This window comes from Azospirillum sp. TSH64 (assembly GCF_003116035.1).
Taxonomy (GTDB): domain Bacteria; phylum Pseudomonadota; class Alphaproteobacteria; order Azospirillales; family Azospirillaceae; genus Azospirillum.
The window spans coordinates 5113801-5134612 of sequence record NZ_LGQW01000015.1; the positions used below are offsets into that span (position 1 = coordinate 5113801).

Annotated in this window: 21 protein-coding genes; 11 read left to right on the plus strand and 10 right to left on the minus strand. The window is 67.8% G+C overall.

All coding sequences use genetic code 11. The features are described from left to right. The first annotated feature begins 89 nt into the window (after window positions 1-89). The gene (locus TSH64_RS24520; RefSeq protein ID WP_109449026.1) at window positions 90-1262 is read left to right on the plus strand and encodes a zinc-dependent alcohol dehydrogenase; all 1173 of its coding nucleotides are present in this window, start codon (window positions 90-92) and stop codon (window positions 1260-1262) included. 9 nt (window positions 1263-1271) lie between these two features. Then, window positions 1272-1823 (plus strand): cyclase dehydrase, encoded by a 552-nt coding sequence (locus TSH64_RS24525; protein WP_109449028.1) that lies wholly within the window; start codon window positions 1272-1274, stop codon window positions 1821-1823. Between the two features lie 88 nt (window positions 1824-1911). Here TSH64_RS24525 and TSH64_RS24530 read toward each other — a convergent pair whose 3' ends face one another. Next, complete coding sequence (locus TSH64_RS24530; RefSeq protein ID WP_109449030.1) at window positions 1912-3222, minus strand: MFS transporter; 1311 nt, start codon at window positions 3220-3222, stop codon at window positions 1912-1914. Window positions 3223-3402: 180 nt separating this feature from the next. Here TSH64_RS24530 and cyoA point away from each other — a divergent pair, with 180 nt between their 5' ends. The 7 genes from cyoA to TSH64_RS24565 all read left to right on the plus strand — a co-directional run bounded on the left by cyoA (window position 3403) and on the right by TSH64_RS24565 (window position 10328). After that, window positions 3403-4512, plus strand: a complete 1110-nt coding sequence (gene cyoA / locus TSH64_RS24535; RefSeq protein ID WP_247873126.1) for a ubiquinol oxidase subunit II — start codon at window positions 3403-3405, stop codon at window positions 4510-4512. 14 nt (window positions 4513-4526) lie between these two features. Further along, a complete protein-coding gene (cyoB, locus tag TSH64_RS24540; RefSeq protein ID WP_109449034.1) occupies window positions 4527-6524 on the plus strand; it encodes a cytochrome o ubiquinol oxidase subunit I in 1998 nt (665 codons plus the stop codon). A 24-nt stretch (window positions 6525-6548) separates the two neighbouring features. After that, entirely contained in the window at window positions 6549-7187 is a 639-nt protein-coding gene (gene cyoC / locus TSH64_RS24545; RefSeq protein WP_109453009.1) for a cytochrome o ubiquinol oxidase subunit III, read from the plus strand. Further along, window positions 7184-7606 carry a cytochrome o ubiquinol oxidase subunit IV gene (gene cyoD, locus TSH64_RS24550; protein ID WP_109049436.1) on the plus strand — a complete coding sequence of 141 codons (423 nt, stop codon included), beginning with the start codon at window positions 7184-7186 and terminating at the stop codon, window positions 7604-7606. The genes cyoC and cyoD overlap by 4 nt, the downstream gene beginning before the upstream one ends. A gap of 38 nt (window positions 7607-7644) precedes the next feature. Beyond that, complete coding sequence (locus TSH64_RS24555) at window positions 7645-8376, plus strand: SURF1 family protein (RefSeq protein ID WP_247873127.1); 732 nt, start codon at window positions 7645-7647, stop codon at window positions 8374-8376. Window positions 8377-8509: 133 nt separating this feature from the next. Continuing rightward, window positions 8510-9787, plus strand: coding sequence for an ATP-binding protein (locus TSH64_RS24560; protein WP_247873128.1), 1278 nt, complete (start codon window positions 8510-8512; stop codon window positions 9785-9787). Next, entirely contained in the window at window positions 9774-10328 is a 555-nt protein-coding gene (locus TSH64_RS24565) for a response regulator transcription factor (protein WP_109449040.1), read from the plus strand. Before TSH64_RS24560 ends, TSH64_RS24565 begins: the two co-directional genes overlap by 14 nt. 21 nt (window positions 10329-10349) lie before the next feature. On the opposite strand, the gene thiD is transcribed toward TSH64_RS24565, so the two are convergent. The 7 genes from thiD to flhA all read right to left on the minus strand — a co-directional run bounded on the left by thiD (window position 10350) and on the right by flhA (window position 18497). After that, complete coding sequence (gene thiD / locus TSH64_RS24570) at window positions 10350-11180, minus strand: bifunctional hydroxymethylpyrimidine kinase/phosphomethylpyrimidine kinase (RefSeq protein WP_109449042.1); 831 nt, start codon at window positions 11178-11180, stop codon at window positions 10350-10352. Then, entirely contained in the window at window positions 11177-12550 is a 1374-nt protein-coding gene (gene glmM, locus TSH64_RS24575) for a phosphoglucosamine mutase (RefSeq protein WP_109449044.1), read from the minus strand. The genes thiD and glmM overlap by 4 nt, the downstream gene beginning before the upstream one ends. Window positions 12551-12723: 173 nt before the next feature. Beyond that, window positions 12724-13893: a dihydropteroate synthase gene (folP, locus tag TSH64_RS24580; RefSeq protein WP_109449046.1), complete on the minus strand. Its 1170-nt coding sequence runs from the start codon at window positions 13891-13893 to the stop codon at window positions 12724-12726. A gap of 193 nt (window positions 13894-14086) precedes the next feature. After that, window positions 14087-14386 (minus strand): hypothetical protein, encoded by a 300-nt coding sequence (locus TSH64_RS24585; protein ID WP_109449048.1) that lies wholly within the window; start codon window positions 14384-14386, stop codon window positions 14087-14089. A 156-nt stretch (window positions 14387-14542) separates the two neighbouring features. Further along, on the minus strand, window positions 14543-15625 hold the full coding sequence (gene flhB / locus TSH64_RS24590) for a flagellar biosynthesis protein FlhB (RefSeq protein ID WP_109449050.1): 1083 nt from the start codon (window positions 15623-15625) through the stop codon (window positions 14543-14545). Between the two features lie 3 nt (window positions 15626-15628). Further along, entirely contained in the window at window positions 15629-16387 is a 759-nt protein-coding gene (locus TSH64_RS24595) for a flagellar biosynthetic protein FliR (RefSeq protein WP_199237657.1), read from the minus strand. A gap of 16 nt (window positions 16388-16403) precedes the next feature. After that, window positions 16404-18497, minus strand: a complete 2094-nt coding sequence (flhA, locus tag TSH64_RS24600; protein WP_109449054.1) for a flagellar biosynthesis protein FlhA — start codon at window positions 18495-18497, stop codon at window positions 16404-16406. Window positions 18498-18681: 184 nt separating this feature from the next. Between flhA and TSH64_RS24605 the strand changes: the two genes are divergently transcribed. Continuing rightward, window positions 18682-19143, plus strand: a complete 462-nt coding sequence (locus TSH64_RS24605; protein ID WP_199237658.1) for a MarR family transcriptional regulator — start codon at window positions 18682-18684, stop codon at window positions 19141-19143. A gap of 40 nt (window positions 19144-19183) precedes the next feature. Further along, a complete protein-coding gene (locus TSH64_RS24610) occupies window positions 19184-19585 on the plus strand; it encodes a DUF1398 family protein (RefSeq protein ID WP_109449056.1) in 402 nt (133 codons plus the stop codon). Between the two features lie 7 nt (window positions 19586-19592). Here TSH64_RS24610 and TSH64_RS24615 read toward each other — a convergent pair whose 3' ends face one another. Then, complete coding sequence (locus TSH64_RS24615) at window positions 19593-20348, minus strand: lytic transglycosylase domain-containing protein (RefSeq protein ID WP_247873129.1); 756 nt, start codon at window positions 20346-20348, stop codon at window positions 19593-19595. Window positions 20349-20387: 39 nt separating this feature from the next. Continuing rightward, the gene (gene fliQ / locus TSH64_RS24620; protein WP_109449060.1) at window positions 20388-20654 is read right to left on the minus strand and encodes a flagellar biosynthesis protein FliQ; all 267 of its coding nucleotides are present in this window, start codon (window positions 20652-20654) and stop codon (window positions 20388-20390) included. Window positions 20655-20812: the final 158 nt, after the last annotated feature.

A 20812-nucleotide genomic window follows, 5' to 3' on the forward strand; every position in this document is an offset into this window, starting at 1 on the left:
AGGCCAGGGGCCTTCCGGGGGCGGAACGCTCCGTCGGAAGGCCCTGTTGCCCTGGCTACCAACGAGGTGGCCGAAAAGGGAAGACTTCGATGAGAGCACTGGTCTGGCACGGCGCCAACGACATCCGCTGCGACACGGTTCCCGATCCGGAGATCGAGCATCCGCGCGACGCCATCGTCAAGGTGACGACCTGCGCCATCTGCGGCTCCGACCTTCACCTGCACGACAATGTCATGCCGGGCATGGAGAAGGGCGACATCGTCGGCCATGAATTCATGGGCGAGGTGATGGAGGTGGGTGCCGAGGCCAAGAGCGCTTTGAAGGTCGGCGAGCGGGTGGTGGTTCCCTTCACCATCTGGTGCGGCGAGTGCGACCAGTGCCGCCGAGGCAACTATTCGGTCTGCGAGCGCTCCAACCGCAACAAGGCGCTGGCCGACAAGGTCTTCGGCCACACCACCGCCGGGCTGTTCGGCTACACCCACCTGACCGGCGGCTATGCCGGCGGGCAGGCCGAATATGTGCGGGTGCCGATGGCCGACCGCACCCACATCAAGATCCCCGGCGGGCTGACCGACGAACAGGTGCTGTTCCTGGGCGACATCTTCCCCACCGGCTGGCAGGCCGCCGCCCAGTGCGACATCCAGCCGACCGACACCGTGGCGATCTGGGGCTGCGGCCCGGTCGGGCAGATGACGATCCGCAGCGCCATCCTGCTCGGCGCCCGCCAAGTGATCGCCATCGATTGCGTGCCGGAACGGCTGGCGATGGCCAAGGCCGGCGGCGCCATCACCATCGATTTCCAAGAGGAAAGCGTCGTCGAGCGGCTGAACGAGCTGACCGGCGGCAAGGGTCCGGAGAAATGCATCGACGCCGTCGGCATGGAGGCGCACGCCACCGCCACGCTCGATTCGATGTACGACCGGGCCAAGCAGGCGCTGATGCTGGAATCGGACCGCGCCCATGTGCTGCGCGAGATGATCTATGTCTGCCGCCCTGCCGGCACCCTGTCGATCCCCGGCGTCTATGGCGGGCTGGTCGACAAGATGCCCTTCGGCATGGCGATGAACAAGGGACTGACCTGGCGCATGGGCCAGACCCACGTCAACCGCTGGACCGACGACCTGCTGAACCGCATCCAGGAAGGGCAGATCGACCCGTCCTTCGTCATCACCCACACCGTTCCGCTCGACCAGGGCCCCGAGATGTACAAGACCTTCCGCGACAAGCGGGACGGCTGCATCAAGGTGGTCCTCAAGCCCTGAGGTGACATCATGGCTCTTTACGACCGCTCCTCGGCCGGAGACAACCTCGCCCGCGGGCTGGGCTGGTTCAGCATCGGCCTCGGCGTCGCCGAAGTGATGGCCGGCCGCAGCATCGCCCGCTGGATGGGGATGGAGGACAAGACCAACCTGATCCGCGCCTATGGCGTGCGGGAAATCACCGCCGGCGTCGGCCTGCTGGCGCTCGGCGATCCCAAGCCCTGGATCTGGAGCCGCATCGCCGGCGACGCCGTCGACATGGCGACGCTGGCGGCGGGGATGGAGAACAATCCGCGCGCCGGCAACGCCCGCATCGCCTTCGGCGCGGTGATGGCGGCGACGGCGCTCGACGTGGTCTGCGTCCAGAAGCTGCACCGGGAGGAGGCCTATTACCGCAGCCTGCCGGTGCCGGACTACAGCGACCGCAGCGGCTTCCCCCGCCCGGTCTCCGCCATGCGCGGTGCCGCCAGCGACGCCTCCATCGGCGAGGATATGCGGACGCCGAGGATCCTGCGGTTCCAAAGCGCCACGGGGCCGGCGCAAAGCCAATCCGCCCAGGGCTGACCGATAGCTTCCGACTCTCAAAACGAAGACCGCCCGCCGCAGGACTGCGGCGGGCGGTCTTTCCGTCGTCAGGACAACAGGGTCGCGATCAGGACGACAGCGTCTTGTTGATCTTCAGGGCCACCAGCGTGCAGACCGCACCGGACAGCAGATAGAGGCCGGACGCGATCAGCCCGAAATGGCTGGACAGGAACAGGGCGACGAAGGGCGCGAAGCCGGCGCCGAACAGCCAGGCCAGATCGGAGGTCATCGCCGACCCGGTATAGCGGTATTGCTGGCTGAAGCCCGACGCCACCGACCCCGACGACTGGCCGAAGGACAGGCCGAGGATAACGAAGCCCAGCACCATGAACACCAGCTCGCCCATCTTGCCGCCGTCGAGCAGCATCGGGGCGAAGCCGCTGAACACCGCAATCGCCGCGGCACAGGTGCCGAGCAGCGTGCGCCGCCCGACCCGGTCGGCGATGTAGCCCGAGGCGACGATGGCCGCGACGCCGAAGGCGGCGGCGATCACCTCGATCACCAGGAAGACGCCGGTCTCCTGGTTGGCGTTCAGGAAGATCCAGGACAGCGGAAAGACGGTGACCATATGGAACAGGGCGAAGCTCGCCAGCGGGGCGAAGGCGCCGATCACCACCCGCTTGCCTTCCACCTGCAGAGTCTCCACCACCGGGGCCGGCTGCAACTCACGGTTCACGAACAGACGCTCGAACTCCGGCGTCTGGACCAGCCGCAGGCGGGAGAACAGGGCCACCACATTGATGGCGAAGGCGACGAAGAAGGGATAGCGCCAGCCCCAGGCGAAGAAATCCTCCGCCGACAGGCTGTTGACCATGTAGGCGAACAGGCCGCTCGCCACGATAAGGCCGATGGGCGCGCCCAGCTGCGGGATCATGGCATACCAGCCGCGCTTGTTCTCCGGCGCGTTCATCGCCAGAAGCGAGGCCAGGCCGTCCCAGGTGCCGCCCAGCGCGACACCCTGCCCGATGCGGGACAGCGCCAGCAGCCATGCGGCGGCGACGCCGATCGACTCGTAGCCCGGCAGGAAGGCCAGCGCCACGGTGGAGATGCCCAGCAGGAACAGGGCGATGGTCAGCTTGGCGCTGCGCCCGTAATTCTCGTCGATGGCCATGAAGATGAAGGTGCCGATCGGTCGCGCGACGAAGGCCAGCGCGAAGATGGCAAAGGACCAAAGCGTCCCGGTCAGCGGATCGACATAGGGGAACACCAGCTTCGGGAAGACGATCACGGAAGCGATGGCATAAACGAAAAAGTCGAAAAACTCGGAGGTTCGGCCGATGATCACGCCGATGGCAATCTCTCCGGGATTGATCCCGTGATGCCGCGCGTTCACCAGCCTCCCGTCCCGTTCTACGGCCGCAATCGATGAAGTCATCATGTCGGCTCCGGCTGCGTAATTTCGCTTGCGATGATCCGCAGATCATACAATATGTCACCGCAACAGTCGGTGATCTGTCAAGCGCGCAGGAGTGAGGCATTGGACAAATTGTCCAATGTCAGGGCTAGGCTATTGCGGCTAGCTCTCTGCCCAAAGCAAACCTTTGATACAGGTCCTGCCTTGAGCCGTTATCGCGCAATCGCCCTGCTGCCAGTGATGGCGGCGTTGAGTGGCTGCAACCTGGTCGTGCTGAACCCGGCCGGCGACGTTGCAAGCCAGCAGGGTGACCTTGTGGTCATCTCAACCCTGCTGATGCTCCTGATCATCGTCCCGGTCATGGCGCTTACCGTGCTGTTCGCCTGGCGTTACCGTCAGTCGAATAACACAGCCCGCTACGAACCGGACTGGGACCATTCGACGCAGCTTGAACTGGTGATCTGGGCCGCCCCGCTGCTGATCATCATCTGCCTCGGTGCCATCACCTGGGTGACCACCCACAAGCTCGATCCCTACCGTCCGCTCGACCGCATCGCGGCGGACAAGCCCGTTCCGGCCGGCGCCAAGCCGCTGGACGTGCAGGTGGTGGCGCTCGACTGGAAATGGCTGTTCGTCTATCCGGAATACGGCATCGCGTCCGTGAACGAGATGGCGGCCCCTGTCGACCGGCAGATCCGCTTCAGCCTCACCGCCTCGACGGTGATGAACTCGTTCTACGTTCCGGCGCTGGCCGGCATGATCTACACCATGCCGGGCATGGAGACGAAGCTCCACGCCGTGATCAACGAGCCGGGGACCTACAAGGGTTTCTCGTCCAACTACAGCGGTGCGGGCTTCTCGCACATGCGCTTCGCCTTCCTCGGCCTGTCGAACCAGGATTTCGACGGCTGGGTGTCCAAGGTGAAGACGGCCGGCGGCTCGCTCGACCGCAACGCCTACCTGGCGCTGGAAAAGCCGAGCGAGGCGGTTCCGGTCCAGCATTTCGGCACCGTCGATCCGAAGCTGTTCAACGCCGTCGTGAACATGTGCGTCCGTCCCGGCACCATGTGCATGAGCGACATGGCCGCCATCGACCGTGCGGGCGGGCTGAACGCCGGCGGCAAGGCCGCTGCCGACGCCATCCTGCGGGCCAACACGCTGGCCGGCTTCCCGGACACGCAGGCGACCGGCCTGTGCACCGTCGCCGAGGCCGTTGAAGCCGCCGCAAATTCGGGCGCCGTGCAGCGCCCCACCGTCACGCCGATCAGCGCGTCCGCCTCCCCGGCCGGGCCGCAGCGGCTGGCCAATCCCTGATTGGGCAAACCGGCATGCTTGAGACACTGACGACCTTCCTCTTCGGGCGCCTCAGCCTGGAGTCCTTCCCCTATCACGAGCCCATCGTCGTCGCGACCTTCTTCGCGGTGCTGCTCGGCGGCATCGCGCTGGTCGCCGCCCTCAGCTATTTCAAGCTGTGGGGCTATCTGTGGAAAGAGTGGTTCACCACCGTCGACCACAAGCGCATCGGCATCATGTACATGATCCTGGGCCTGATCATGCTGCTGCGCGGCTTCGCCGACGCCATCATGATGCGCGCCCAGCAGGCCATCGCCTTCAACGGCAGCGAGGGCTACCTCAACTCGCACCACTTCGATCAGGTCTTCACCGCCCACGGTGTGATCATGATCTTCTTCGTCGCGATGCCCTTCGTGACGGGGCTGATGAACTATGTCGTGCCGCTGCAGATCGGCGCGCGTGACGTGTCCTTCCCGTTCCTGAACAATTTCAGCTTCTGGATGACCGTCGGCGGCGCCGTGCTGATCATGGCCTCGCTGTTCATCGGCGAGTTCGCGCGCACCGGCTGGCTGGCCTATCCGCCTTTGTCGGGGCTGGAGGCCAGCCCGGACGTCGGCGTCGACTATTACATCTGGGCCTTGCAGGTGGCGGGCGTCGGAACGACGCTGTCGGGCATCAACCTGATCTGCACGATCGTGAAGATGCGCGCGCCCGGCATGACCATGATGAAGATGCCGGTCTTCACCTGGACCTCGCTCTGCACCAACGTCCTGATCGTCGCCTCCTTCCCGATCCTGACCGCCGTCCTGGTCCTGCTGTCGCTGGACCGCTATGCCGGCACGCACTTCTTCACGAACGACATGGGCGGCAACCCCATGATGTACGTGAACCTGATCTGGATCTGGGGCCATCCGGAAGTCTACATCCTGATCCTGCCGTGCTTCGGCATCTTCTCGGAAGTGACCTCCACCTTCACCGGCAAGAAGCTGTTCGGCTACACCTCGATGGTCTACGCGACCGTCGTCATCACCATCCTGTCCTACCTGGTGTGGCTGCACCACTTCTTCACCATGGGTTCGGGCGCCAGCGTGAACTCGTTCTTCGGCATCACGACGATGATCATCTCGATCCCGACGGGTGCGAAGATCTTCAACTGGCTGTTCACCATGTACCGCGGCCGGATCCGGTTCGAGCTGCCGATGATGTGGACCATCGCCTTCATGCTGACCTTCGTGCTCGGCGGCATGACCGGCGTTCTGCTGGCGGTCCCGCCGGCCGACTTCGTCCTGCACAACAGCCTGTTCCTGATCGCCCACTTCCACAACGTCATCATCGGCGGCGTGCTGTTCGGCCTGTTCGCCGGCATCTACTACTGGTGGCCGAAGGCCTTCGGTTTCCGCCTCGACCCGTTCTGGGGCAAGATGTCCTTCTGGTTCTGGGTCATCGGCTTCTACTTCGCCTTCATGCCGCTCTACGTCCTGGGCCTGATGGGCGTCACCCGCCGCCTGCGCGTGTTCGAGGATCCGTCGCTGCAGATCTGGTTCCAGATCGCCGCCTTCGGCGCCGTCCTGATCGCGCTCGGCATCGGCTCCTTCCTGATCCAGATCGCCGTCAGCATCCTGAAGCGCAAGCAGCTCGTCGACGTCACCGGCGACCCGTGGGAAGGCCGCACCCTGGAATGGGCGACCTCCTCGCCGCCGCCGGACTACAACTTCGCCTTCACGCCGGTCATCCATGACAACGATGCCTGGTGGGACATGAAGAAGCGCGGTTATGCCCGTCCGCTGGAGGGCTTCCGCCCGATCCACATGCCGAGCAACACCGGCACCGGCATCATCCTGGCCGGCCTCAGCACGGCTCTCGGCTTCGGTCTGATCTGGCACATCTGGTGGCTGGCGGCGCTGAGCTTCATCGGCCTGCTGGCGGTCGCCATCAACCATACCTTCAACTACAACCGCGACTTCCACATCCCCGTGGATGAGGTGGTGGCGACCGAGAGCGAGCGGACCCGTCTGCTCTCCGGACAGGTGTAAAGCATGACGACGACCGTTGATGCCATGCATGGCGGCCACGCGGGGCACGACACCCCGCGCGGCGCCACCCCGCCCGTCTTTTATGTGACGGACGACCATGCCCACGAGGGAGCCAGCACCGCGCTCGGCTTCTGGATCTACCTGATGAGCGACTGTCTCATCTTCGCGGTGCTGTTCGCGACCTACGGCGTGCTGGGCACCAGCTACGCCGCCGGCCCGACGCCGAAGGAGCTGTTCGACCTGAAGCTGGTGGCGCTGAACACCTCCATGCTTCTGTTCTCGTCCATCACCTACGGCTTCGCCATGCTGGCGATGGAGAAGGGCCGCACCGCCCAGACCCAGGGCTGGCTGGCGGTCACGCTGCTGTTCGGCCTCGCCTTCCTGGGCATCGAGCTGTACGAGTTCGCGCACATGATCCATGAGGGCGCCGGCCCGTGGCGCAGCGCCTTCCTGTCGTCCTTCTTCACGCTGGTCGGCACCCACGGCCTGCACGTCACCTTCGGCAGCGTGTGGCTGGTGACGCTGATGGTCCAGGTCGCCCGCCGCGGCCTGATCCCGGCCAACCGCCGGCGCCTGATGTGCCTCAGCATGTTCTGGCACTTCCTGGACGTCATCTGGATCGGTGTGTTCACCTTCGTCTATCTGATGGGAGCGCTGCGATGAGCACCCACGCGCACAGCGACCACCACGCCGATCACGGACACGGCAGCCATGGGGCACACGGCGGCCATGGCCATGACGATCACGGCCACCCGGCGGGCGCCCACGGCACCTTCGGCAGCTATATGATCGGCTTCGTCCTGTCGGTGATCCTGACGGTCATCCCGTTCTGGCTGGTGATGAACGGCACGCTGGACAACACGACCACCACGGTCGTGATCCTGGCGCTGGCCGTCGTCCAGATCATCGTCCACATGGTGTATTTCCTGCACATGAACGGCCGCGTCGAAGGCGGCTGGTCGATGCTGGCGATGATCTTCACGATCATCGTCGTGGTCATCATGTTCGCCGGTTCGCTTTGGGTGATGTACCACCTGAACACCAACATGATGCCCGGCCACGACATGAGCAAGATGCCGTGACCGGACTGCCGTCCGCGCCCCCTGCGGGCGGTTCTTCGGTGAAGAGGGCCCGCCCGGCTTGGGCGCTGGCCCTCTTCGGCCTTCTGGCGCTCGCCGGCATCGCCGGCCTGACCGCGCTCGGCATCTGGCAGCTCGAACGCCGGGTGTGGAAGCTCGACCTGATCGAGCGGGTGGACGCCCGCATCCATGCCTCCCCCGTCCCGGCTCCGGGGCCGGAGGCGTGGGCGTCGGTCACCGCCGCCTCGGACGAATACCGCCGGGTCGCCGTCACCGGGCGGTTCCTGAACGACCGCGAGACGCTGGTGCAGGCGGTCAGCGACCTGGGCGGCGGTTTCTGGGTGATGACGCCGCTGGTCACCGACCGCGGCTTCACCGTTCTGGTCAACCGCGGCTTCGTGCCGCCGGACAAGCGCGATCCCGCGACCCGTGCCGACGGGCAACCGCAAGGCGAAGTCACGGTCGCCGGCCTGCTGCGCCTCACCGAGCCGAAGGGCGGCTTCCTGCGCAGCAACGACCCGGCCGCCGGCCGCTGGTATTCCCGCGACGTGGCCGCCATCGCCGCCGCGACGGGGCTGGAGCAGGCCGCGCCCTACTTCATCGACGCCGACAACACCCGCAATCCCGGCGGCTGGCCGGTCGGCGGGTTGACGGTGGTCAGCTTCCCCAACAGCCATCTCGGCTACGCGCTGACCTGGTTCGCGCTGGACCTGATGCTGATCGGCGCCGTCCTGTTCGTGCTCCGCAGCGAGATGCGGCGCCGGCGAGCCTGAAGGAAGACACTCAGCGGAAAACAGGCAGCGGAAAACAGGCGTCCTAAAACTCCACCTAAAACTCCCCGCCCGCCGGTAACTCTCTATATAAGTCGGTGGGCTGATGAACCGGGTGAGGAACAGGACGTCTTTCGTGCGCGACACCACCGACCGCAAAAACCTGTTCCTGCTCGTCCAGCTGCGTTGGCTTGCCGTCGTCGGGCAGATCGTGACGATCCTGATCGTCCATGCGCAGATGGGAATCCGCCTGCCGCTGCTGCCGATGGCGGCGGTGATCTTCGTCCTGATCGCGCTGAACATCGCCAGCCTGATCCAGATCCGCCGCAGTTCCAACGTCTCCAACACCCAGCTGTTCCTGGAGCTGCTGATCGACGTCTGGGCGCTGACCTTGCAGCTCTATCTCAGCGGCGGCGCGTCCAACCCCTTCATCTCGCTCTATCTTCTCCAGGTGGCTTTGGGGGCGGTGCTGCTGGAGGCGTGGTCGGCCTGGGCGCTGGTGCTGGTGGCGACCGCCGGCTTCACCTGGCTGATCGGCACCCACCAGCCGCTGCCGCTGCCGCCCGCCTATGAGGGCGAGCTGTTCAGCCTGCACATCCAGGGCATGTTCATCTGCTTCGTGCTGGCGGCGAGCCTGCTGGTCCCCTTCCTCACCCAGATCAACCGCAACCTGCGCGCCCGCGACGCCTTTCTGGCCGAGCTGCGCCAGCGCTCGATGGAAGAGGCGCACATCGTCCGCATGGGGCTGCTGGCGTCGGGTGCGGCGCATGAGCTGGGGACGCCGCTCGCCACCCTGTCGGTGATCCTCAACGACTGGCGCCGCATGCCGGCGCTGGCCTCCGACCCCGATCTGGCCGACGAGATGGCGGAGATGCAGAACCAGATCGACCGCTGCAAGACCATCGTGTCCGGCATCCTGATGTCGTCGGGCGAGGCGCGCGGCGAGGGCACGGTGCGCACGACGGTCAAGGGCTTCCTCGACGGGCTGGTCGAGGACTGGCTGTCCAGCCGGTCGCCCAAGCGCTTCGACTATGACAACACGGTCGGCCCGCAGGAACGGATGATCGCCGACCTCGCCCTGAAGCAGGTGCTGTTCAACGTGCTGGACAATGCGCTGGAAGCCTCGCCGGGCTGGATCGGCGTCGCGGCGCTGCGGCAGGGCGACAATCTGGTGGTGGCGGTCAACGATGCCGGCCAAGGCTTCGACCCCGCCATTCTGGAGGAGCTGGGCAAGCCCTACCGCTCCACCAAGAAGCGGCCGGGCAGCGGGCTCGGCCTGTTCCTGGTGATGAATGTGCTGCGCAAGCTGGGCGGGACGGTGTCGGCCAAGAACCGGCCGGGCGGCGGCGCCACCGTGACGCTGACCCTGCCGCTGTCCGCCCTGTCGCCGGGAGGCTCCGATGGAGACGACTGAGTTGGAGGAGGAGATCCTCCGCACCCTGCTGATCGTCGAGGACGATGCGTCCTTCGCCAAGGCGCTGCGCCGGTCCTTCGAGCGCCGCGGCTATGAGGTCCATGCCTGCGCCGGGCTGGAGGAGATGCGGGAGCTGTTGCAGACGCTGGATCCCGACTATGCCGTGGTCGACCTGAAGCTCGCCACCGGATCGGGGCTGGAATGCGTGAAGGAGCTGCACGAGGCGGACGAGGAGACCCGCATCGTCGTGCTGACCGGCTTCGCCAGCATCGCCACGGCGGTGGAGGCGATCAAGCTGGGCGCCTGCCATTATCTGGCGAAGCCGTCCAACACCGACGACATTGAGGCGGCCTTCGACCGCACCGAGGGCGACACCTCCATCGCGCCCACCGTCCGCACCACCTCGATCAAGAATCTGGAGTGGGAGCGCATCCACGAGACGCTGGTGGAGACGAACTTCAACATCTCCGAGACCGCAAGGCGGCTCGGCATGCACCGCCGCACCCTGGCGCGCAAGCTGGAGAAGAAGCGGGTGCCGTGATCCGGGCACCCGCTCCGTTCCCTACGAAAACTCCCGCACCGTGTGCAGGTGGTTGAGCGGGCCGTGGCCGTGGCCCAGGCCGGGGGCGGTGAGGATCGCCGTCTCGACATAACGCCGCGCGCGGGCAACCGCGTCGCGGGTGTTCAGGCCCTGGGCCAGTCCGGCGGCGATGGCAGAGGACAGGGTGCAGCCGGTGCCGTGGGTGTGGGGGGTGTGCACCCGCTTGCCCTGGAAGACCGTCTCGCCCTCCTCGGTCAGCAGCAGGTCGTAGAGGGTGTCGTCCTCCAGATGGCCGCCCTTCAGCAGCACCGATTTCGGGCCGAAACTGAGCAGCAGCTCGGCGGCGCGGCGCATGTCGTCGAGGTCGCGGATCGGCAGGTCGGTCAGCGCCTCGGCCTCCGGCAGGTTGGGCGTCACCACCTCGGCCAGCGGCAGCAGGCGCCGGCGCAGGGTCAGCACCGCGTCGGGGTCGAGCAGGTGATGGCCGCTCTTGGCGATCATCACCGGATCGAGCACCAGCGGCACATTGACCGCGCGCGCCTCATACTCCGCCGCCACCGCCTCGATGACGGGGGCGTTGGCGAGCATGCCGATCTTCACCGCGTCGGCGCCGATATCCTCCAGCACCAGCTTCATCTGGAGGGCGACGAAAGCCGGATCGACCGGCACCACGCCATAGACGCCGGTGGTGTTCTGCGCCGTCAGGGCAGCGATGGCGGTCATGGCGTAGGCGCCGAGCGCGCTGACCGCCTTGATGTCGGCCTGGATGCCGGCACCGCCGCCGGAGTCGGACCCGGCGACGATCAGCACGCGGCCGTTGATGGTGCTGCCGTTGATGGTGCTTCCACTCATTGCGCAGCCTCCAGGCTGCGGGCGGCGCTCGCCTGGATGGTGCCGGCGATGTCGGCGACCACGCTGTCGACCAGCGCCGCGTCGTCGCCCTCCGCCATCACGCGGATGAGCGGTTCGGTGCCGGATTTGCGGATCAAGAGGCGGCCGCTCGACGCCAGCCGCGCCTCGCCCTCCTTGATCGCCTGCTGGACGACGGCGTCCTCCAGCGGCTTGGTCCCGGCGGTGAAGCGGACGTTGGTCAGCTTCTGCGGGACCGGATCGAACACGCGGCAGACCTCGCTCGCCGAGCGGCCGTCGGCCTGGATCAGCACCGCCAGCACCTGCAAGGCGGCGATCAGCCCGTCGCCGGTGGTGGAGTAGTCGGACAGCACGACATGGCCCGACTGCTCGCCGCCGACATTGTAGCCGCGCTCGCGCATCATCTCGACGACGTAGCGGTCGCCGACCGGCGTGCGGGCCAGATGCAGGCCGAGCCCGCCGAGATGGCGCTCCATGCCCAGGTTGGACATCACGGTGGCGACGACGCCGCCGCCGCGCAGCGTCTGCGAGCGCGCCCAGGAGGTGGCGATCAGGGTCATCAGCTGGTCGCCGTCGATCGGGCGCCCGGCCTCGTCCACCATGATCAGGCGGTCGGCATCACCGTCCAGCGCCACGCCCAAATGGGCGCCATGGGCGACCACCTGCTCCTGCAGGGTCTGGGTGGATGTTGCGCCGCAGCCCTTGTTGATGTTGGTGCCGTCGGGGCTGACGCCGACCGGGATCACGTCGGCCCCCAGCTCGTACAGCACCTTGGGCGCCACCTTGTAGGCGGCACCGTTGGCGCAATCGACGACGATCTTCAGCCCGTCCAGCCGCAGGCCGCGCGGGAAGGTGTTCTTCACATATTCGATGTAGCGGCCGGTGGCGTCCTCCATCCGGCTGGCGCGGCCGAGATCGGCGGGCCGGGCGAGGTCGGGGGCGAAGGGCAGCGCCATGCGCGCCTCGATGGCGGCCTCCACCTCGTCCGACAGCTTGTAGCCGTCGGGGCCGAACAGCTTGATGCCGTTGTCCTGATAGGGGTTGTGCGAGGCGGAGATCACGACGCCCATGTCGGCGCGGAGCGAGCGGGTCAGCATGGCGACGGCCGGGGTCGGCAGCGGACCGACCAGCACCACGTCCATCCCCATGGAGATGAAGCCGGCGGTCAGCGCCGGTTCCAGCAGATAGCCGGACAGCCGGGTGTCCTTGCCGATCACCACCCGGTGGCGGTGGTCGCCGCGGCGGAACTGCAACGCGGTCGCCATCGCCACGCGCAGGGCCGTTTCGGCGGTCATCGGGTCGATGTTGGCGGTGCCACGGATGCCGTCGGTGCCGAACAGGTGTCGCGTCATGAAAGCCTCGTGCAGAAACGGTATCCAGGCCCCGCATGTCGGGGCGCGGACCCGGATGTACAAGCGAAGGATGTTTCTTCGCGCGGCAGCCGGGCCGGGTCAAGGCCCCATCGGCGGCTGCGCGAAAGGGTTACAGGTGGAACGTCTTTTTCCCCGACCGGCGGGGGCGGTCCTCAGTGCCGATGCAGCCCTTCCCAGACGGCGCGGGCCTGCGCCGTTTCGGCCACGTCGTGGACGCGCAGAATCTGCGCGCCCTGGTTCAGCGTCTCCAGCCCGGCGGCGAGCGAGCCGGCCAGCCGCTCCTTCGGCGGCTCCTCGCGCGACAGCCGGCCGATGAAGCCCTTGCGCGACAGGCCGATCAGCACCGTGCAGCCCAGCGCATGATAGAGCGCGGTGTGGCGCAGGATCTCCAGATTGTGCTCCGTCTTCTTGCCGAAGCCGATGCCGGGATCGACGGCGATGCGCTCCGGGGCCACGCCGGCCGCCACACAGCGGGCGACCCGCTCCTCCAGCCAGTCGAACACGTCGAGTGCTGCGTCGCGGTAGGTCGGGTTGGCCTGCATGGTGCCGGGGTCGCCCTGCATGTGCATCACCACCACCGGCGTCGCGGTGCGGGCCACCACCGGCAGCGCGTCCGGGTCGGACAGGCCGGCGATGTCGTTGACGATGCGGGCGCCGGCCGTGGCGGCGGACTCCATCACGCGGGCGTGGCGGGTGTCGACCGAGACGGTCGCCCCCTTCTCGGCGAAATGGCGGATGACCGGCAGGACGCGCCGCTCCTCCTCCTCCGGCGGGACCGGGACGGCGCCGGGACGGGTGGACTCGCCGCCGATGTCGAGGATGTCGGCGCCGGCCGCCAGCATCGCCTCGCCATGGGCGATGGCAGCGCCGGGGTCGAGGAAGTCGCCGCCGTCGGAGAAGCTGTCCGGCGTGACATTGACGATGCCCATGATTTGCGGCCGGTCGGGCGACAGCCCGGCGAAGGGCGCGCGGGCGCGGGTCAGGGCGCCGAGCTGGCGGTCCAGCGCCTCCGCCACCGCACGCGAGCGCTCCCAGCCCCAGGCCATGATCTCCGACAGCGGCGCGAAGGCGCGGTCGATGCGGGAAGCCCCATGGTGCAGGCCATCGCGGACGATCAGTTCGGCGGTGGAGAAGGCGAAGCGCCCGCCGGCCAGCGGCACCGCCGCTCCCTTGGCCCAGGCGGCGATGGGCATCAGCCCGACCGGACGGAGATAGACCCGCCCCCCCTCTTCCCCCGCCCAGGGACAGAAGCCGGCCAGCGAGCCGGCGGCGGATTTGGGCGCTGCCGCCTTGGCGGCGGGCTTGGCGGAGAGCGGCGGCATCGGGGATCCCCTTCACGTCATTGGCTGACGGATCCGTTCCTGGCATGCGGCCGGCGCAATGGCAAGGGGGGCCGCCCTGGACGGCGAAGCCGGCGGGGATTTTCGGACGATGTGCAAGACGCTGGAACGGAACGGGCCGCCCGATGGACGGCCCGGACAACCGGTAGGCGACAGGCAGACGGCGTGAACCGGATTACATGCAGGTGGCCTGCGCGGTCATCACGATCTCGATGCCCTTGCTGTGCTTCTGCGTGGCCGCGGCGGCTTCTTCGGCCTTGCCGGACGCCATGGCGGCGTTCATCGCCTTCATCGCCTCGATGGCGGTGGTGCGGTCGGCACCCGTCAGCTTGCCGGACGCGCACTTGCACGACGCGACGGTCGGCTCGGACTTGTCGGTGGCCGTGCACAGCGCCTCGAAATCATCGGCGAGGGCAATGGCGGGAACGGCCATCATGGCGACGGCGGCGACGGCAGCGATCTTCAGAATGCGCATCTACAACTCTCTCAATCGAATTTGTGACAATTGCGAGGTAGCGCCAGATATTCGCGCGTTAGCAAGCCGATAGCGTGGTGCCTTGGAAGGTTAGAGATTTGTTGTTTGAAACAATTGGCGGCTGTTTGCCGGCCTATGGTCCGGCTGGCGCGACACTCACCCCCGCCGCGCCAGACCGCCCTTCAGCTTCAGCACATAGGTGATGACCTCCGCCACCGCCTGATAGTGCTGGAGCGGGATCGTCGCATCCACCTCGGCCGAGGCGTGGAGGGCGCGGGCCAGCGGCGGGTTCTCGACGATGGGGATGTTGTGCTCCTGGGCCAGGGCGCGGATGCGCAGCGCGATCAGGTCGGCGCCCTTGGCGAGGCAGATCGGGGCGGCGGTGCGGCCGCGCTCGTACTCCAGCGCCACGGCGAAATGGGTGGGGTTGGTGATCACCACCGTGGCGCGCGGGACGTTCGCCATCATCCGCTTCTTCGAGCGCGACCGGCGGATGTCGCGCAGCCGGGCCTTGGCGTTGGGGTCGCCCTCGATCTGCTTGAACTCGTCCTTGATCTCCTGATGGCTCATGCGCAGGCGGCGGCGCCACTCCAGGCGGTTCCACAGCACGTCCACCGCCGCCATCAGGACGGTCGCCAGCAGGACCGCCAGCAGCAGCCGCAAGGTCACGTCCCGCAGCAGGGTGGGCAATCCGGCGACGTCCATGCCCACAGTATCCTCCGTCCATGCGATGTAGGGCGCCAGCGCGTGCCAGGCGGCGGCGCTGATGATGGCGAGCTTGACCAGGCTCTTGGCGAATTCGACCAGCGCCGGCCGGCCGGCGATCCGTTTCCAGCCGGAGGCCGGCGACAGGTGCGACCATTTCGGCCGGATGCGGTCGGACGCCACCACGAAGGGCCCCTGCCCCAGCGCCGACACCGCCACCCCGGCCAGCAGGATGCCCAGCACCGGCAGCAGGGCGACGGCAGTGCCGCCGATCAGCCAGCGCAGGCTGTGGATGACGTCGACGGCGCTGCCGTCGATGCGGATGTCGTCCGGGTTCTCGATCAGCGGCAGCAGCAGGGCCGACAGGCTCGACGCCACGCCCGGCACCGCCATCAGCACGATCATCCAGGCGGCGACCATCGCCGACAGCAGCCCGACATCGCGGGCGCGGGGGACGTCGCCCTTCTCCGCCGCCTCGCGCAGGCGTTTCTCCGTCGGTTCCTCGGTCTTCTGCTCGTCGTCCTGCTCCGCCATGCGCTACGAGCCCGACAACCAGCCGCCGAGTGCGGCGACGAAGGCGGTCAGCATCGCCCCAGCGGTCGCCATGAACAGGCCCATGCCGATCATCAGGACGCCGGGCGTCGCGACGAAATAGACCGGCATCGCCGGCATCACCCGGTTGACCAGCCCCAGCGCCAGATTGACCACCAGCCCATAGAGGATGAAGGGCGCCGCCAGCCCCACCCCCAGACGGAAGGTGGTCGCCAGCAGCTCGGCGAAACGCTGGGCGACCATGCCGAGGTCGGGGAACAGCCCCGCCGGCCAGGAGCCGTAGGAGCGGGCCAGCGCGCCGATCATCAGGTAATGCACGTCGGATGCGAACAGCAGCGCCAGCCCGCCGATCAGCAGCACGCCGGACAGCACCGACCCGCCCTCGAACCCCGCCGCCGCCATCGAGAAGGGGTTGCTCAGCCCCACCACCTGGGCCGCCACCGCGCCGGCGGTCTGGAGGGCGGCCATGAACAGCCGGGCGCCGAGGCCGAGATAGGCGCCGACCAGCGTTTCGCCGGCCAGCGCCCGCAGCATCTCCACCGGCTGGTCCGGCATGCGGTCGGGCAAGCCCTCCACCCCCGGCAGCAGCACCAGCGTGACGATGACCGCCAGCGCCGCCCGCACCCGCATCGGCACCGCCGCCTCGCCGAAACCCGGCAGCAGCCCGATGGCCGCCGCAACCCGCACCAGCACCAGCAGGCCGCGGTAGATCTCCAGGGTGAGAAACTGGCTGAGGCTGTCCATGGGGCCATCCATCGGCCTAGACCTGATCGACGGTCTTGAGCGCCGCCTTGCGGTGCAGCTCGGCATGGCTCAGCACCGGGGTCATCGGGCTGACCCGCTCCAGCAACGACCGCACGAAGGGCCGCGCCTCCGCCCCCACCAGCAGGGCGGGCCAGATTTGCGAGGTGGCGTGCTTCTGGATCTTCAGCCGCACCGCGGTCAGGAACTCCTGCACCTGGCTGGGCGGCATGACGAAGCGGCGGTCGTCGCCCTCCACCACGATGTTGTCGAGCAGCGCCTGCTCCCAGCGCGGGCTGAGCGCGATCACCGAGACGAATCCGTCGGGTCCGGCCAGCCCCTGGTGGATCTGCTGGCCCAGCCGCATCCGCACATGTTCGGTGATCAGGGTGATGTGGCGGGTCCAGCCGACCGCCTCGGCCACCGCCTCGACGATGGCCGGCAGGTTGCGGATCGACACCCGTTCCGACAACAGCTGTTGCAGCACGCGCTGGAGCACGACCAGCGAGATCTGGCTCGGCACCATGTCGTTGATCAGCTTCTGGTACTCGCGGCCCAGCCCGTCGATCAGCTTTTGCAAGGCGGCGAAGGTCAGCAGGGTGGAGAGGTTGTCCTTGATGACCTCGGTCAGGTGGGTGGTGATGACGCTTTCCGGATCGACGACGGTGTAGCCCTTCGCCACCGCCTCCTCATGGCGGGCCGGGTCGATCCATTTGGCTTGCAGGCCGAAGGTCGGCTCGCGCGTCGCGTCGCCGGCGATGTCGGGCACCGCGCCGCCGGTCGGATCGATGGCGAGCAGGTGCTTCGGCCGCACCTCGCCCTTCGCCGCCTCCACCCCCATGATGCTGATGACGTAGCTCTTGGGCGCCAGGAAGCTGGAATCCTTGATGCGCACCGACGGCAGGACGAAGCCGAACTCGGTGGCGAAGCGCTTGCGCAGGGTCTTGACCTTGGTGGTCAGTGGGCCGTTCTTGTTGAGGATCAGCGGGACGAGGTGGTTGCCGACCTCCACCTTGACCTCGTCGACCTTCAGCATGTCCTCGACCGCCTCCTCCGGGACGGCGGGGGGCGCCTTGCGGCTTTCCTCCAGCTTGGCGAGTGCGGCGGCGCGGGCCTTGCGGCGCGGCGCGTACCAGCCGAGCAGGGCGAAGGCGGCGCCGATGGCGAGGAAGGGCGCCATCGGCAGGCCGGGCGTGATCGCCAGCGACACCAGCAGGCCCGACGCCACCAGCAGCGCCTTCGGATAGGCGCCGAGCTGGTCGATCACCGCCTTTTCCGCCGAGCCGACATTGCCGCCCTTGGTCACCAGCAGGCCGGCGGCCAGCGACACCACCAGCGCCGGGATCTGCGTCGCCAGCCCGTCACCCACCGTCAGGGTGGTGTAGATGGAGGCGGCATGGTCGAAGCTCATCCCCTTCTGGGCGATGCCGATGGCCATGCCACCGAGAACGTTGATGACGGTGATGACCAGCCCGGCCACCGCGTCGCCGCGCACGAATTTCGAGGCACCGTCCATGGCACCGTAGAAGGTGCTCTCGTCCTCCAGCTCCTTGCGGCGGCGCCGTGCCTCGGCCTCGTCGATCATGCCGGCGGAGAGATCGGCGTCGATGGCCATCTGCTTGCCGGGAATGGCGTCCAGCGTGAAGCGGGCGCCGACCTCGGCGATGCGGGTGGCGCCCTTGGTGATGACGACGAAATTGATCACCACCAGGATGCAGAAGATCACCACGCCGATGACGAAGTTGCCGCCCATCACGAACTGGCTGAAGCCCTGGATGACGTGGCCGGCGGCGGCGTGGCCGTTGTGCCCCTCGCTGAGGATCAGGCGGGTGGACGCGATGTTCAGCGCCAGCCGCAGCATGGTCACCACCAGAAGGACCGTGGGGAAGGAGGAGAAATCCAGCGGGCGCGGGATCCACAAGGACACCATCAGCACCAGCACGGCGACCGAGAAGGACAGCGCCAGCCCGAGATCGAGGAACCAGGACGGCACCGGCAGGAACAGCACCGCCAGCACCAGCAGGATGCCGACCGCGAACAGCACGTCGCGGTTCGCCAGCCCGATGTCGCCGATCAGGCCGAACCGGCTGCGGACGTGATCCGTGAGGGTCATGGGGGTCCTGATGGGTTTGTGAAGGGGCGGGTTTGTTTGAAAGGAGGCGTTCCGGCAACGATAGGGGGGTGCGGTAAAACCGGGATTTAAGGGCGGGGCCCGATGCGGGGTCGGAACGGGAAAGTGGTTGACTAGGAAACAAACTGCGCGGTAGTTTCCTAGTCAACAAACGGAGCGGCCTTCCATGAACGCCAGCGGCGGGGGTTTCCGGCTGACCGACCATCTCGGCTACTGGATGCGCATGGTGTCCAACCATGTGTCCTTCGCCTTCGCCCGCCGGCTGGAGGGCAAGGACGTGACGGTGGCCGAGTGGGTCATGATGAGGGAGTTGCAGGACGCCGGTCCTCTGGCCCCCAACCGGCTCGCCGGACGGATGGGCATGACCCGCGGCGCCATCAGCAAGCTGGCCGACCGGCTGGTCGCCAAGGCCCTGGTCACCCGCGACGACGACCCGGCCGACGGCCGCGCCCATGTGCTGGCGCTGTCGGACGCGGGACGCCTGCTGGTGCCGGATCTGGCCCGCTTGGCGGACGAGAACGACGAGGCGGCCTTCGCCTGCCTGACGGCGGAGGAACGCGCGCAGCTCGACCGGATTTTGAGGAAGATCGCCGCGGCGCATGGGCTGAAAAGCAGCCCAACCGGCTGATCCCCTCTCCCCCACCGACCCTGATGAAGGAGAAGCGCCGATGTACGCGCAGCAGAAGACGATTGCCCAGACCTGCCTCGCCGCGTCGCATGACGGCACGATGAACTTCCCGTCCATCGTCGCCGTGCTGATCGACGCCGGGTTCGAGGGCTATGCCGTCGATTACCGCCGCGGGACCAGCACCTATTACCTGCCGGACGGCGACAGCGTGGAGTTGCCGGCCATCGCGACGCCGACACCGGTCGCCGCGACCTTCCGGGCGGACGGGGTCGAGGCGGCGGTGCGCGCGGCGCAGACCAACGCGCCGGGCTACAGCTATCGCGGCTTCTGCGAGGCGGTGAAGGCGGCCGGATGCGCCGGCTACATGGTGTCCTTCTCCGGCCGGCGGGTGGTCTATTACGGCCGGACCGCGGAATGCCATGTCGAGCATTTCCCGCAGTGACCCGGTTTCAGTTCTGCCCGGCCGGCAGCAGCGGGCGGGCCGGGCCATCGGCGAACAGGCCGGACAGGAAGCTCAAGCGCCCGCGCTCCGCGGCGGTCCAGACCTGGGCGGAGCCGCCGGGGCCGGCGGCCAGCGTCTCCAGATAGCCGAGCGCCCCGGCGACCCAGCGCAGATTGCCGGTCACCCGCTGGCGATAGGCCTCGCCGCGCTCGGACTGGGCGGAGTGGTAGCGGGCGATGGCGGTTTCCAGCGAGCCGTGGTCGCGCCGCAGCGCCGACAGGAAGGACGCGGCATAGCGGGCATTGGCGACCGGATCGAAGGCGGTGACGAGGTCGGGAAAGGCGTCGGGGTGCCAGCGCAGATTCACTTGCAGGCAGCCGACGTCGATGGACTGCACGCCGCGCGCCTGGGTCTCGCGCACGAAGGATATCGCCGCGTCGCGCGTCGGGAAGTAATGGGAGCGCCCCTCGGTGTTGACCGTCCAGGGCCAAGCGGTGAACAGCCGGTCCTCCGTCCGCCGGCCGGACTCGGTGAAGCCCATCGCCAGCAGCAGATGGTCGGCGATGCCCGCCGCCTTCTCCGCATCGAGGATGGCGGCGATGCATTGCGCTTCCGGCGGCAGGGCCTTTGCCGGCGCTTGGGGGGCGGGCTGTTTGGGCGGCGCGTAGAGGGCGGTGCTCCACACCCCGATCTGCGAGAGGTTGGCCGGCGGCGCCGCCGCACCGCCGGCCGGGCTCACGAGCAGCCCGAGAAGGGGGAGCACGGCCGCTCGCAACAGGGGGGACCGCATCCGCCGGCGCCGTCAGTCGATGGCGACGATCAGGTCGCTCAGCCGGTCGGCGTAGGTGGTGAGCGCGCCGTACATGAAGGGCAGCGCCAGCACCGTCACCACCAGGATCGCGACGATCTTCGGCACGAAGGTGAGCGTCATCTCCTGCACCTGGGTCAACGCCTGCACCAGTGAGATCGACACGCCGACCACCACCGCGACGAGCAGCGGCGGGGCGGCGATCAGCAGGGTCGTCCAGATGCCGCTGCGCAGCACCTCCAGCACGTCGGCCTGATTCATGGGGGATCCTTGGTTTTCCTATGGAGCGGAAAATCCCCCTCTCCCCCCCGGGGAGAGGGCCGGGGTGAGGGGGATGCAAGGCGAGGATTCTCGGGAAGCCACGCGGTGCGTCCCCCCCCCCCCCACCCCCCCCCCCCGGGGGGGGGGGGGGGGTTTTC